Origin of the sequence: Propionivibrio sp. (assembly GCF_017995515.1) — a bacterium.
Classification (GTDB): domain Bacteria; phylum Pseudomonadota; class Gammaproteobacteria; order Burkholderiales; family Rhodocyclaceae; genus Propionivibrio.
Map to the genome: position 1 here is coordinate 1 of NZ_JAGOIT010000021.1, position 13,637 is coordinate 13,637.

Here is a 13,637-nt window from a genome sequence, read left to right on the forward strand (position 1 = left end):
TCTAGCACAACAGACGGGCGCATGGGCATCCTTTCTTATCGAAACTCGTTGAGATGATATTTAATCAAGAATAGAATTTCAAGAACTATTTTCGAGAATCGCAACGCCTTGATTCGCGTGCCGCACTAAGTGCCCCGGCAGGCTTGTCGCAAACCTACGTTTTCAAGAAAAAGGAAACCGCATGCCCCGTCGTTCGATCCTGTCCGCCGCCGAGCGCGAAAGGCTACTGGCGTTGCCGGACACCAAGGAAGAGTCGATCCGTTACTACACGTTCAGCGAAAGCGACCTCTCCATCATCCGGCAGCGACGCAGCCCGGCCAACCGTCTGGGCTTTGCCGTGCAGCTCTGGGGTCATCCTTGGCGTCGATGAGCTGCCGTTCCCACCCTTGCTGAAACTGGTCGCCGATCAGCTTAAGGTCGGTGCCGAAAGCTGGGACGAGTACGGGCAGAGGGAGCAAGCCCGGCGCGAGCACCTGGTCGAACTGCAAACAGTGTTGGCTTCCAGCCGTTCACGATGAGCCACTACCGGCAGGTCGTCCAGTTGCTGACCGAGCCGTTGTCGGAAGTGCATCGCCATCGCCTCGAGCCGGGATAGCGGCAAGACGACCTGGCTGGCCCGGTTGCGCCAGTCACCGGCCAAGCCGAATTCGCGGCACATGCTGGAACACATCGAACGCCTCAAGGCGTGGCAGGCGCTCGACCTGCCTTCCGGCATCGAACGCCTGGTTCACCAGAACCGGCTGCTCAAGATCGCCCGCGAGGGCGGCCAGATGACGCCCGCCGACCTGGCCAAGTTCGAGCCGCAGCGGCGCTACGGGAGCGGCCCAGGGCGGACGTTCTACACCAAGGTCGTGAACGTCGGTGTGCGCGACTCGACCTACGTGCTCGATGGCCTGCTGTACCACGAGTCCGACTTGCGGATCGAGGAACACTACACCGACACGGCGGGCTATACCGATCACGTCTTCGCGCTGATGCACCAGCTCGGTTTCCGCTTCGCACCGCGCCGTGTTCTTCAACCGCCCGGGCGAAATCCGCGACCGCAGTTTCGAGCAGCAGCGCTACCGGGCCAGTGGCCTCAACCTTGTGACGGCGGTTGTTGTGTTGTGGAACACCGTCTACCTGGAGCGCGCAGCACTTGCCTTGCGTGGTCATGGTCGAGCCGTCGATGACGCCCTGTTGCAGTGCCTGTCTCCGCTTGGTTGGGAGCACATCAACCTGACCGGCGATTACCTCTGGCGCCGCAGCGCCAAGATCGGCGCGGGCAAGTTCAGGCCGCTACGACCGCTGCAAACGGCTTAGCGTGCTTTATTTTCCGTTTTCTGAGACGACCACCTTTAGGTGTGGCCTTGCCGTTCAGCCGATGAGCGCGACGGCCTTGATCTGCGCCCAGACGGCCAGGCCCGGCCGGAGTTCGAGCGCGGCGGCCGAGCGATGGGTGACGCGGGCGATCACGGTGGCTCCGCCGACGTCGAGGTGCACCAGCGCGAGCGCCGGGTGCGTATCGTCGGCGATGGCGACGACCGACGCCGGCAAAGTGTTCTGGATGCTGGTGCCTTCGCTTCGCTCGCGGGCGATGCTCACGTCGCGCGCGAGGATGCGTACGCGCGCCCGATGACCAATCGGATGCCCGCCATCGCGGAACCAGAGCCGGCCGCCCGGAAAACTCACGCAAGCCAGATGCCACTGCGGATCGCGCTCACTGACTACCGCGTCGATAACCACGCCGGCGTCTTCGCCGAGCCGGATCGGCAGGTCGATGCGGGCGAGCGTATCGACGAGCGGCCCGTTGGCGACGCAGCGGCCGTTGTCGAGGGCGACCAGATGGTCCGCCAGGCGCGCGACTTCGTCCGGCGAATGACTGACGTAGAGCACGGGAATGTCGAGCTCGTCGTGCAGCTTTTCAAGGTAGGGCAGGATTTCCTGTTTGCGCTTCAGATCAAGCGCGGCGAGCGGCTCGTCCATGAGCAGGATGCGCGGGCTGACGGCGAGCGCGCGGGCGATGCCGACGCGGCTCTTTTCGCCGCCAGAGAGTAGATCCGGCTTGCGGTCGAGCAGGGCCGCGATGCCGAGCAGTTCGATCGCCTGATCGAGGCTGACGTGTTGCGCTGCAGTGCGCTTCATCCCGTAGCGCAGGTTGTCGAGCACGCTGAGGTGCGGGAACAGGCTGGCTTCCTGGAAGACGTAACCGAGTGGGCGCCGGTGCGTCGGCAGCCAGTGCGCGTCGTTCTGCCAGATCTCGCCGTCGACGGCGAGCCGGCCTTGCGGTGCACGTTCCAGCCCGGCGATGCAGCGCAGGAGCGTTGTTTTGCCCGAACCCGAATGGCCGAAGAGCGCGGTGACGCCGCGCTTGGGCAGCACGAGATCGACGTCGAGCGTAAAACCGGGCCAGTCGATGCGGAAGCACGCCTCAATGCCGCTCATCTCAGGCGCCTTTCTTCGTGCCAGGCCGCCAGGCGTAGAGTACGAGCAGGACGAGGAAAGAGAAGACCAGCATCACGGCCGAGAGGCGGTGTGCCTGCGCGTACTCCATCGCCTCGACGTGGTCGTAGATCTGCACCGAAGCGACGCGTGTCACGCCCGGCAGGTTGCCGCCGATCATCAGGACGACGCCGAATTCGCCGACCGTATGGGCAAACGTGAGGATGGAAGCAGTGAGGAAACCCGGTCGCGCAAGCGGCACTGCGACGCTAAAGAAGGCGTCGAGCGGCGAAGCGCGCAGCGTCGCGGCGACTTCCAGCGGTCGCTCGCCGATGCCCTCGAACGCCGTCTGTAGCGGTTGCACCATGAACGGCAGCGAGTAAAACACCGAGGCGACGACCAATCCCCAGAAGGTGAACGGCAGTCGGCCGAGGCCGAGCGACTCGGTGAACTGGCCGACCGGCCCGTGCGGTCCCATCGTGATCAACAGGTAGAAACCGAGCACCGACGGCGGCAGCACGAGCGGCAAAGCAACGACAGCGGCGACCGGTCCTTTCCACCATGCCTTGCTGCGTGCCAGCCACCAGGCGATCGGCGTGCCGATCAGCAGGAGGATGGCCGTCACCGTCGCGGCGAGGCGAACGGTAAGCCAGAGGGCCTGGAGATCGTCGGGATTGAGCATCGAGTGCGGTTGCTGGTGGCAGGGGTAGGCGGGTTGGTCAGCCGGGTTTTCAGTTATCGTAGCCGAAGGATTTTATGATGGCTTTGCTCTTCTCGCTGCCTAGATACTGCAACAGCGCAGCGGCGGCCGGCTTGTCCTTTCCGGTGGCGAGCAGCACGGCGTCCTGACGGATCGGCTGGTGAAGGTCCTGCGGCACGACCCACGCCGAGCCTTCGCCGATCTTGCCCTCCTTCATCACCTGCGAGAGCGCGACGAATCCAAGCTCCGCATTGCCGCTGGCGACGAACTGGTGCGCTTGCGCGATGTTCTCGCCCTGCACGAACTTCGGCTGAACGACGTCGAGCAGTTTCAATGACGTCAGCGTCTCGATGGCCGCCTGACCGTAGGGCGCGAGCTTCGGGTTGGCGATCGAAAGATGAGCGAACTCACCTTTCTTCAACACGGCGCCAGCGTCATCGACGTAATCGGCCTTGGCCGACCACAGCACGAGGCGGCCGATTGCGTAGGTGAAGCGACTGCCGGCGACAGCAGCGCCTTCCTTTCCCAGCTTCTCAGGCGTCGTGTCGTCGGCCGCGAGCAGGATCTCGAACGGCGCGCCGTTCTTGATCTGCGCGTAGAACTTGCCGGTTGCGCCGAACGAAAGCTGCACCTTGTGGCCGGTGTCCTTCTCGAATTCGGCAGCGATCTTCTGCATCGGCGCGGTGAAGTTGGCGGCGACGGCAACGGCAACGTCGTCGGCGGAGGCGAGCGGCGCGACGAACAACGCCGTAATCATCAATAAACGGCGTGACATGGTTTCATTATCCAGGCGTACATGCGTACCGAAAGCTTCCGGCCGATCTGCCGCCTTTGCTGAACGCGACTGCTGAAATTGGAGGGAGACTTGCCGGTTGGCGTCTCGAGTCCGAACGAAGTGCGTGACCAGACTCGAGGGCGCCAACCGCAGCACTGTTGCGGTGATTACTTCAGATGCTTGACGGCGGCTCGTTCGATTTCGAGGCCGTTCGTGTAGCGCTCCATGAAGGCGTTGAAACCGTCGACATCGGCCGGGTTCGGCGCGATGCGGTGGGTCTTCTGCCCGGCGAAGACCTTGTTGTGCAGGAAGTCGTCGAGCGATTCGTCTTCAGCACGGTTCGCCATGTAGGCGCCGAGCAGCGCAATGCCCCATGCGCCGCCTTCGCCGGCATTCTCCATCACCGACACCGGGACGTTGACGGCCGCCGCCATGATCTTCTGGCCGACTTCACGCGTCTTGAAGAAGCCGCCGTGGCCGAGGATCTCATCGACCTGCACGGACTCCTTCTCGAACAGGATGTTCAGCCCGGTACGCATCGCGCCCAGCGCGGTGTAAAGCTCGACGCGCATGAAATTGGCGAGGTTGAAGTTGCCGTTCGGCGAGCGCACGAACATCGGGCGCCCCTCTTCGAAGTGCGTCATGTGCTCGCCCGACAGATAGCAGTAGGCGAGCAGGCCGCCGGCGTCCGGGTCGCCCGTCAGCGCCAGGTTGAATAGCGTCTCGTACAGTTTCGACTTGTCCACCGTCTGGCCGAAGGCCTTGAGCAGTTCGTCGAACATGGCGATCCAGGCGTCGTATTCCGACGAGCAGTTGTTGGAGTGCGCCATCGCCACCAGCTTGCCGTGCGGGGTGGTCACGAGGTCGATTTCGGAATAGACCTTCGACAGTTCCTTCTCGAGCACAATCATCGCGAACACCGAGGTGCCGGCGGAGACGTTGCCGGTACGGGTGGAAACGCTGTTCGTCGCGACCATGCCGGTGCCGGCATCACCTTCCGGCGGACAGAACGGCACGCCGGCGCCGAGCTGGCCGCTGACGTCGAGGAGTTTTGCCCCTTCGACGGTGAGTTCGCCGCCTTTTTCACCGGCGACCATGACGCGGGGCAGGACCTCGCTCAACTTCCACGGGAAATTCTTGGGCGCGACCTTCGCGTCGAACTGGCCGATCATCCGGGTATCGAAGGCGCTCGTCTTCAGGTCGATCGGGAATGCACCCGAGGCCTCGCCGACGCCGAGTACTTTCTCGCCCGTCAGCTTCCAGTGCACGTAACCGGCCAGCGTCGTGACGAAGCGGACGTCCTTGACGTGCGGTTCGCCATTGAGGATCGCCTGATAGAGGTGCGCGATGTTCCAGCGCTGAGGGATCGGGTACTGGAAGAGTTCCGTCAATTCGGCGGAAGCCTGGCCCGTGAAGTTGTTGCGCCAGGTGCGGAAGGGCACCAGCAGGTTGTCGTCTTTGTCGAAGGCCAGGTAGCCGTGCATCATGCCGCTGATCCCGAGCGACTTCGTGCTCTTGATCTCCACCCCGTATTTCGCCTTGACCTCGTCGACCAGACTCTTGTAGCTGGACTGGACACCTTTCCAGATATCTTCGATCGAATAGCTCCAGACGCCATCGACGAGCGCGTTTTCCCAGTCGTGGCTTCCCGCCGCGATCGGCGAATTGTCCGGGCCGATCATGACGGTCTTGATGCGGGTCGATCCCAGCTCCATCCCGATGCTGGTTTGACCACGCGCGATGAGATTGGCCGTTTCCTGAATTGATGTGCTTGTCACGGTAGATGGCTTCCTAAAAAGAGATTGGTCTGGGCATTGCAAAGGGCGCACAGCGACGATCTTGCTCATGACTCGGGCTATAAATTATCGGTGTGCTGTGCCGAGTCAGCAACCCGATATTCTACCGGGCACGGGGCGTGCGGAAGTAGGGGCTTTTCAGCCGATGTTTGTGAGGATTCTGTCGGGACGGCCCGACGGTGTCGGGCGAGGCCTACCGAAATGCTCCTGCTCCGAAAGAATCGGTGCAATTCCGCTTCGCTGCATTGACACCCTACGGTGCCTTCGTATCCTGCACGGTGCCCGGTGTCGTCAATGCGTTGATGTCTCGTACCAGCCATTCCTTCTGCGCAATGGCAACCGCCTCGTGACTGCGGCCGACGATGTGTTCGTACACATTTGGCGCCGTTGCTCCCTCGGTGCTGATCAGCAGCACGCACGAATCGACATTCAGGCCGGCTTTGTTTCTCCATTCGGGGTTGGCCAGCAGGGCTTTCAGCGCGGCAAAGCCGGCGACGGCGGACTCGCCAGCGACGACCGGGATATCGCCATGTCTACCGGCCGCCAGTTCCCGCATCGCCTCCTCGGCCTCGGTGTCGCTGATCGTCATGAAGAGGTCAACGGTCGGTTGCAGGAAACGCCACGCCAGCGGCGACACCTCACCGCACGCGAGGCCAGCCATGACCGAATCGGTGCTGCCGGTAGCACGCGTCGGTTGGCCGTGCGCAGCGCTCTGATAGAGGCAGTCGGCCTGCTCGGGTTCGACGACGATGAAGGTAGGGCGGTCTTCGCCGTAGCGCTCCCAAAAATGGCTGACGACGCCCGCCGCAAGCCCGCCGACGCCGCCTTGCAGGAAGACGTGGGTGTAGGGGCATTCTCCATCGGGTGCGTTTTCGAGAACTTCTTCGGCGATCACGCCGTAGCCCTGCATGACGTCGCGCGGCACCGCCTCGTAGCCGTCGTACGAGGTGTCGGAGACGACATCCCAGCCGTTGGCCTGCGCCAGGCGTTCGGCTTCCCGCACCGAGTCGTCGTAGTTGCCGGCGATGCGCACGATCTCGGCACCGAACGCGGCGATGGCGTCTTCGCGTTCCATGCTCACGTTGGCGTGGAGAACGATGACGCAACGGCAGCCGACGCTCTGCGCGGCAGCGGCCAGCGCACGGCCGTGGTTGCCGTCAGTGGCGCTGGTAACGACGAAGTCGTGCAGCGCGGCTGCATGCGCACCGGCGAACAGGTCGGCGGCGGTCCAGTGACGGTCGGGCCAGCGGCGCTGGATGAGCAGGATCAGCGCGTTGGGTGCGCCAAGCACCTTGAAGCTTCCCAAAGCCGAGCGTTTGGACTCGTCCTTCAGTGTGATGGTGCTGACACCGAGCGCCGCGGCCAGACCGTTCAGTGACCATGCGGGGGTGGAATGGGGTGAAAGACGGTTCCAGGTGGATAGCCGAATGCGCGCCTGATGGCCGGCGGTGAGGTTCAGAATCGCTTGCAGGCCGATGTCGTAGGGACGGCGTTGGGCCAGAGGGTTGAGGAAGCGCATGATTGATCTGGATATCTGGGTGTCAAGGAGAATGCGATAGTTGTGAGGTCGGCGCTGAATCAGGAGGGGCTGCTCAGACGACCTCGGGAAAGTCGTTGCGAATCCGTATCATCTCGTCCGGCGGCAACCCGGCGGTTTCCGCGAACCCGGGCCAGCGTCGGACGGCTTCGACTACAGTGGTGATGATCCGTCGATAGCCGGGAATCAGGAAACGGTCGCCAACGGCTTCCAGATCTGCCCGCGTGATGCCCTGGAACTTGCCATTCACCGACATCAGGTGCTGGTACGTCCATTCGCCCTTGGGGTTGTAGGCGTGCGTGACGTCGTACGCCGGCGAGAGGCGCCATTGGCCGGACTCGTCCATCAGGAAGGAGAGGTTCTTGGTGTGGTCGTCGCAGTTGGCGGCCAGCACGTTGAAGACCATGCGCCGGAAGCCTTCCTCAAGCGCGGATTCCGGCAGCCTGAGCGCGCGAATGGCCTGGAAATACTGGTTGTAGTCGTGCGTGCTGCGCTGCTTGAAGTCGAGGTGCTGCATCGCGCACAGGGTCTGGATGTGCTGCTTGGCGCCGTTCTGGCGGTCGAAGCGGCGCGTCATGAAGTGCGCGCGGCCGTTTTCTTCGAGCAGGCGGCTCTCGAACATCCCGATGCCGGCGGACAACGCCATCAGGTAGTAGGCGTACTCAATGCGTCCGTAGAAGCCGCCGGTGCCGAGCTCGCTGTCCTTGCCGACACCGTCGAGCTTGAGCAGCCAGTAGTCGAAGCCGGGATCGGCCGGCAGTTGCCCGGAGCGGATCTCATGCGTCTTCGGATTCCAGGCGATGACGGCTTTGGCGCGCGCGCCGCCGGCCGAGGTGCCGACCTGGATCAGGTTGGTGATCGCCGCCTCCGTCTCGCGGTCGCCGTCGAACTTGCCGGAGAGCGCGTTACGGGCGCTGACCACCAGCCGCGAGATGGCGACCGCCGTCGCCTTGCGATGACGCGGCCCGCGCGTCGGCTTGAATTCGAGCGCGCCCATGCCGCGCGCGCCGAGGTAGGCGAGCCGGTCGAGCGGCGTGATCGCCGACTTGGGCACGCCTTCGCGCGCCATCCAGGCGTCGATCAGCGCGTTGCCGAAGTCGTCGGGCAGGGCGTCGGCGAGCATCGCCGGCAGACGTTTGTAGGTGGCTTCGGGCAGGAGCGGAAACACGTGCAGCGACTGGCTGACCGGCATGGTCAGCGGCGCGAGCTCGATGCCGCGCGCCTGCCACTTCGGGTCGTATTCAAAGACGTAGTAGCCGAGGCCGGGGTCAATGGAGACGCCGCCGACGGTGGCGCCCCAGGCGCGGACTTCGATGAGATCGACCGGGCGATACATGGCTTATTCCTCTTCCTTGCGCTTGCGCGGTCGATAGACGCGCTGTCGTGGCGCCGCCTTGGCGCGCGCCTTCAGGAGTTGCATCGGGCTGACGCTCACCTTGGGTGCGAGCGCCTCCAGCCAGTCGGTCCGTCCGAGTGCGCGCGCGACCTTGATCAGTGTCTTGACCGACGAACCCTTGCCGCCTTCAAGGTTCTTCAAAGCGCCAACGCTCACGCCGGCGCGCTCGGCGAGTTCGAGTTGTTCCTGGTTAGCGCGAATCCGCATCGCCCGGAATTGTTCGCCGAGATAGCTTTCCCAGTCTTCGGTTGGGGAGTTCGTCAATTCCATAAAATATATAAAAGCGCCTTTAATGAGTGTTGATATATTTTATAGACTGAATTGTAGCTATTAAAACAATGAATTCAATCCGGTCAACAATCGAAGCAACCGTTTATTTACATGCGCCTGCGCGCCGTTACACATGACTTTCTTCAAACAGCGGCCAGTCTTTCTTTCCAGGTCCGACATTTGCCAAGGGAGACTTGAACCGACTTCAAGTAAACTTGTCGCCGTGGCCTAAACCAGTACGACGAAATTCACGTTTTTTCCGTACTCGCTGCCGAACGATCGAGACATTTTCAGCGAAAGAGAGCAATAGATGACTTCCGGTTTCACGCAAACCTTCCTGGTAACCCCGGCGCGGCAGGCCGTCGGATTGACGTCGGTGGCGCTCGGCATCGTGCGCGCCCTGCAACGGCTGGGCGTTGACGCCGGCTTCGCCAAGCCGGTCGACCAGGACATTACCGACAACTCGGAGTTTTTCGCGCGCACGCTCTTCCAGTTGCCCGTGCCCGAACCGCTCTCGTTGCAGGAGACCGCCGAGCGCATCGCCGCCAATCAGTCGAGCGAATTGATGGAGGACATCGTCACGCTGTGCATGCGCGCGGGTGAGGGCACCAGCGTGCTGATCGTCGAGGGGCTGCACACCGATTCATCGCATTCGTTCGCGTCACAACTCAACGTCGACATCGCCAGCAGCCTCAAGGCCGACGTGATCGTCGTTGCTGACGCGTCGGTGCCGAACGCGGTTGCCGACCTGCGCCTCAACATCAGCCAGTTCAAGAACGAGGGGTGCCGCGTCGCCGGCGTCATCTTCAACAAGGCGCCGGAAGGCTTCGACGTCGAGGAAGCCAAGCGCTGCCTCGGCAAGACGCGCATCTGGGGCGTCATCCGCAACAACCCGGTTTTCCGCTCGCCGCGCACGCTCGACATCGCCCATCACCTGAACGCCGAAGTCGTATCGGCCGGTGAAATCGCCACGCGGCGCGTGCATGAGACCTTGATCGCGGCGCGCTCGGTCGCCGAAACGATCCCGCGCCTGCGCCCCGGCACCCTGATTGCCACCTCGGGCGACCGCGACGACATCATCCTCGCCTCGGCGCTCGCCGCCAGCCGCGGCGTCGAACTCGCCGGACTGCTGCTCACACACTCGACGTCGATCACGCCGCAAGTCATGGAACTCGCCGCGCCGGCGCTCAACACCGGCCTGCCGATCCTGCGCACGGAAGGCGACAGCTTCGTCACGGCCGGGCGCATCAGCAACCTGCCCGACGCCGTGCCGCATGAAGACCTCGCGCGCATGAACACGGTGCTCGACGCGATCGCCGAGCAGCTCGATACGCAGACGATTTCCGCATCGTTCCATATTCCGGAGACGACCAAGCTCTCGCCGCCAGCCTTCCGCTACCAGCTCATCCAGAAGGCGCGTTCCTCCGTCAAGCGGATCGTGCTGCCCGAAGGCGAGGAACCGCGCACGGTGCGCGCTGCCATCATCTGCGAGGAGAAAGGCATCGCCCGCTGCGTGCTGCTCGGCAAGCGCGAAGCGATCGAGGGCGTCGCTGCGTCGCAGGGCATTACCTTGCCGTCATCGATCGAAATCCTCGATCCCGACGCGATTCGCGGCCAATACATCGCGCCGATGGTCGAGCTGCGCAAGTCCAAGGGACTCACCGTCCAGCAGGCCGAGGCGCTGCTCGAAGACACCGTGATGCTCGGCACCATGATGCTGGCGGTCGATGAGGTCGACGGCCTCGTCTCCGGCGCGATCCACACGACAGCAAGCACCGTGCGGCCGGCGTTGCAGCTGATCAAGACGGCGCACGGCTCGTCGATCGTCTCTTCGGTCTTCTTCATGCTCATGCCCGATCAGGTGCTTGTTTATGGCGACTGCGCGATCAACCCGGCGCCGACCGCCGCGCAACTGGCCGAAATCGCCAGGCAGAGCGCCGACAGTGCGGCCGCCTTCGGCATCACACCCAAGGTCGCGATGATCAGCTATAGCACCGGTGTTTCCGGCGCCGGCGAGGACGTCGAGAAGGTGCGCGAGGCAACCGGGATCGCGCACGCCAAGTACCCGGAGCTGGTGCTCGACGGCCCGCTGCAGTACGACGCCGCCTCGGTCATCGAAGTCGGCCGGCAGAAGGCGCCGGACAGCCCGGTGGCGGGGCAGGCGACGGTTTTCGTCTTCCCCGACCTCAACACCGGCAACACGACGTACAAAGCGGTTCAGCGCAGCGCCAACGTCGTCTCCGTCGGCCCGATGCTGCAAGGCCTGCGCAAGCCGGTAAACGACCTCTCGCGCGGTGCGCTGGTCGATGACATCGTATTCACCATCGCGCTGACCGCCATCCAGGCGCAGCAGATCGTGAAGGATAGCGCGGCGACGTAGGAATTCGACCAAACAGACAGGAATGAAGCAAAAACAGGCGTGTCAAGACTTGACTTATTAACAGTTTCTGATCCGCGCCTGTTTTTCCAGACAGAACAAGGGGTTATCGACTGTAATTTTTCTGCAAACAGGTATTTTGTTTGAAATCAACGAGTTGCGGTTTTGCTTAACAAAACCGCAACGTAACTGAAACCCTTGCCAGGCGGGCATTTCATCCTTCCTTACAGGATTCACCCACAGAGTTATCCACAGAAAATGTGGACAAGAAAGACTCCCCGCGCAGGATGATGGTTTTATTGCGCGCACTTAAGGTGATTCCTTAACTGACTATGCGGTTTGGCGTAGTGAAAACGTTGTCGCTATACAATCGACGTTTTCGTTGCGACGGTGCGTTGAACGCCAACCGCCGTCCCTGGATCACAAGACCAACCACTCGCGGGATTCCCATGATTTCCACCCTCAAGGGCTTCTTCAACCAACTCGTCGACTCGGGCGCGCAGGACAAAACGGCGGGCAAGACGCTCCAGATCGCCACGGCCGCCTTGCTCGTCGAAATGATGCGCACTGACAACCATATTGCCGCCGAGGAAAGCGCCCTGATCGAAAAGACGCTGCGCGAACAGTTTTCGCTCGAAGCCGGCGAACTGGGCGATCTGCTGAAGCTCGCCGATGCCGAGGCGCGGCAGGCGGTCGGCTACTACCCGTTCACCTCGCTGATCAACAAGCAGTGCAGCCTCGAACAGAAGGTTCGCATTGTCGAGAACATGTGGCACGTCGCCATGTCCGACGGCCACATCAGCGCGCACGAAAACCACCTGATGCGCAAGATCGCCGATCTCCTCTACGTCGGCCATGCCGACTACATCGCCGCCAAACAGCGGGCGCGGCAGGCGGCTGGCTTGCCGCACGCGTAGGCATCGTGTGTAAAGTGCTTCTGATCGAGACCAACCTTCCGGAAGAGCGACGGCAATGAAACGTCTTTTACTCGCCTTGTTCGTTTCCTTGGCCGCCGCCTTGTCGCTGGCGTGGTATTCCGACTGGTTCTCGCTCGGCTACCACTTGCTGACCGTGCGTTTTTCCGGCTTCGACGGCCAGAAGACCGCGCTGGATCTGGCAAACTACCGGGTTGCGATCGACGCCGTTTCGGTGGAAGGCATCCCGGACAACGCGTCCGGGCTGACTTTTCATCCTGAGCGCAAAACCTTATTCACGGTAATCAACAAGCCGGCGCAAGTTGCCGAACTGACGACCGAGGGAAAACTGCTGCGAACCATCCCGCTGCGCGGTATCTCGGACGCCGAGGGGATCACTCATCAGGAAGGCAACTTTTTCTTCATCGCCGACGAAGGCAAGCATCAGATGATCCGCATCGAGATCGACGACGCGGCGACCGAGATCGATACAACGCACCTGCCGCGCTTCGGCCTGCGCATCGACGCCGGGCGTAATGTTGGCTACGAGGGCGTTTCTTGGGATAGCGACAACAATCGCATGTTCATCGTCAAGGAGAAGAATCCGCTGCGAATCTTCGAGATCAGCGGACTTTGGGAAGTGCTCGATACCGGCAAGCTCGACCTCAGCATCGACGAATGGCTGCCGGAGTCCCCATCGAACATGATGCTGCGCGATCTGTCCTCGCTCACCTACCACGAGGCGAGCGGGCATCTTTTCCTGCTCAGCGACGAATCGCGCGTGTTGCTCGAATTCGACGGTGCAGGCAAGGCCGTCGACATGCTCGTACTGCGCGCCGGCTGGCACGGACTCAAGCGGACGGTCCCGCAGGCCGAGGGCGTGGCGATCGGCGTCGATCGCGATGTATACATCCTCTCCGAGCCGAATCTCTTTTACCGGTTTACGCGGGCGCCTGACTGACACTGGCTGGTGGCGCATGGCACGAGCACGCCTCACCCTCGGCTGCGCGTGACAGCGTTTGCAGGATGCCGCACTCGCGCGCCGTCTGATGCGCGTGGCAGGTGTCGCGCAGGGCGTGGAGCTGGTGTTCCAGCGTACGCAGGGACTCGACCTGCTGGTGGATGCGCGCGATCTGCTGCTCGATCAACTCGTTGATCCCGTCGCAGGCCAGTTCCGGGCTCGCCTGAAAACTCCTCAGGATGCGCACGTCCGGCAGACCGATGCCGAGCGAGCGGCAATGCCGGATGAAGTTGAGCTGCACGAGGTGCGACTCGGTGTAGTTGCGGTAGCCGTTCGTTTCGCGCAGCGGGGAGGAAAGCAGCCCTTCGCGTTCGTAAAAGCGGATCGTCTCCGTATCGCACCCGCTCTGTTTTGCCAGTTCGCCGATTCTCATCACATGCTCCAAACTCTGCTTGACCCTGTAGTAACTACAGACAGTTTAATGGTGGCA

At 62.5% G+C, this 13,637-nt stretch carries 11 protein-coding genes and 1 pseudogene; 4 read left to right on the plus strand and 8 right to left on the minus strand.

Annotated features, from left to right (window positions below):
* Positions 1-181: 181 nt before the first annotated feature.
* Positions 182-1,302: pseudogene (locus KBA32_RS05270) on the plus strand (Tn3 family transposase).
* Positions 1,303-1,356: 54 nt separating this feature from the next.
* Here the strand turns inward: KBA32_RS05270 and modC are convergent.
* The 7 genes from modC to KBA32_RS05305 form a co-directional block, all read right to left on the minus strand.
* Positions 1,357-2,424, minus strand: a complete 1,068-nt coding sequence (gene modC / locus KBA32_RS05275; RefSeq protein ID WP_294356212.1) for a molybdenum ABC transporter ATP-binding protein — start codon at positions 2,422-2,424, stop codon at positions 1,357-1,359.
* A gap of 1 nt (position 2,425) precedes the next feature.
* Entirely contained in the window at positions 2,426-3,103 is a 678-nt protein-coding gene (gene modB / locus KBA32_RS05280; RefSeq protein ID WP_294356213.1) for a molybdate ABC transporter permease subunit, read from the minus strand.
* 49 nt (positions 3,104-3,152) lie between these two features.
* Positions 3,153-3,896 carry a molybdate ABC transporter substrate-binding protein gene (gene modA / locus KBA32_RS05285; RefSeq protein ID WP_294356214.1) on the minus strand — a complete coding sequence of 248 codons (744 nt, stop codon included), beginning with the start codon at positions 3,894-3,896 and terminating at the stop codon, positions 3,153-3,155.
* A 167-nt stretch (positions 3,897-4,063) separates the two neighbouring features.
* On the minus strand, positions 4,064-5,674 hold the full coding sequence (locus KBA32_RS05290; protein ID WP_294356215.1) for a xylulokinase: 1,611 nt from the start codon (positions 5,672-5,674) through the stop codon (positions 4,064-4,066).
* A 271-nt stretch (positions 5,675-5,945) separates the two neighbouring features.
* On the minus strand, positions 5,946-7,211 hold the full coding sequence (locus KBA32_RS05295) for a diaminopropionate ammonia-lyase (protein WP_294356216.1): 1,266 nt from the start codon (positions 7,209-7,211) through the stop codon (positions 5,946-5,948).
* A gap of 73 nt (positions 7,212-7,284) precedes the next feature.
* Positions 7,285-8,565 carry a type II toxin-antitoxin system HipA family toxin gene (locus tag KBA32_RS05300; RefSeq protein WP_294356217.1) on the minus strand — a complete coding sequence of 427 codons (1,281 nt, stop codon included), beginning with the start codon at positions 8,563-8,565 and terminating at the stop codon, positions 7,285-7,287.
* Between the two features lie 3 nt (positions 8,566-8,568).
* The gene (locus tag KBA32_RS05305) at positions 8,569-8,889 is read right to left on the minus strand and encodes a helix-turn-helix transcriptional regulator (protein WP_294356218.1); all 321 of its coding nucleotides are present in this window, start codon (positions 8,887-8,889) and stop codon (positions 8,569-8,571) included.
* A gap of 316 nt (positions 8,890-9,205) precedes the next feature.
* Here KBA32_RS05305 and pta point away from each other — a divergent pair, with 316 nt between their 5' ends.
* From pta to KBA32_RS05320, 3 genes are all read left to right on the plus strand, one after another.
* On the plus strand, positions 9,206-11,275 hold the full coding sequence (pta, locus tag KBA32_RS05310) for a phosphate acetyltransferase (protein WP_294356219.1): 2,070 nt from the start codon (positions 9,206-9,208) through the stop codon (positions 11,273-11,275).
* Positions 11,276-11,721: 446 nt separating this feature from the next.
* Positions 11,722-12,189 (plus strand): TerB family tellurite resistance protein, encoded by a 468-nt coding sequence (locus tag KBA32_RS05315; RefSeq protein ID WP_294356220.1) that lies wholly within the window; start codon positions 11,722-11,724, stop codon positions 12,187-12,189.
* A 55-nt stretch (positions 12,190-12,244) separates the two neighbouring features.
* Positions 12,245-13,147 (plus strand): SdiA-regulated domain-containing protein, encoded by a 903-nt coding sequence (locus KBA32_RS05320; RefSeq protein WP_294356221.1) that lies wholly within the window; start codon positions 12,245-12,247, stop codon positions 13,145-13,147.
* Here KBA32_RS05320 and KBA32_RS05325 read toward each other — a convergent pair.
* Positions 13,128-13,580, minus strand: a complete 453-nt coding sequence (locus KBA32_RS05325; protein ID WP_294356222.1) for a Cd(II)/Pb(II)-responsive transcriptional regulator — start codon at positions 13,578-13,580, stop codon at positions 13,128-13,130. The genes KBA32_RS05320 and KBA32_RS05325 overlap by 20 nt on opposite strands.
* Positions 13,581-13,637: the final 57 nt, after the last annotated feature.

What these genes read in the sequence shown, in the direction of transcription:
- modC (WP_294356212.1), bottom strand. Translation starts at nt 2,424, where the DNA reads ATGAGCGGCATTGAGGCGTGCTTCCGCATCGACTGGCCCGGTTTTACG.
- modB (WP_294356213.1), bottom strand. Translation starts at nt 3,103, where the DNA reads ATGCTCAATCCCGACGATCTCCAGGCCCTCTGGCTTACCGTTCGCCTC.
- modA (WP_294356214.1), bottom strand. Translation starts at nt 3,896, where the DNA reads ATGTCACGCCGTTTATTGATGATTACGGCGTTGTTCGTCGCGCCGCTC.
- KBA32_RS05295 (WP_294356216.1), bottom strand. Translation starts at nt 7,211, where the DNA reads ATGCGCTTCCTCAACCCTCTGGCCCAACGCCGTCCCTACGACATCGGC.
- KBA32_RS05300 (WP_294356217.1), bottom strand. Translation starts at nt 8,565, where the DNA reads ATGTATCGCCCGGTCGATCTCATCGAAGTCCGCGCCTGGGGCGCCACC.
- pta (WP_294356219.1), top strand. Translation starts at nt 9,206, where the DNA reads ATGACTTCCGGTTTCACGCAAACCTTCCTGGTAACCCCGGCGCGGCAG.
- KBA32_RS05315 (WP_294356220.1), top strand. Translation starts at nt 11,722, where the DNA reads ATGATTTCCACCCTCAAGGGCTTCTTCAACCAACTCGTCGACTCGGGC.
- KBA32_RS05320 (WP_294356221.1), top strand. Translation starts at nt 12,245, where the DNA reads ATGAAACGTCTTTTACTCGCCTTGTTCGTTTCCTTGGCCGCCGCCTTG.
- KBA32_RS05325 (WP_294356222.1), bottom strand. Translation starts at nt 13,580, where the DNA reads ATGAGAATCGGCGAACTGGCAAAACAGAGCGGGTGCGATACGGAGACG.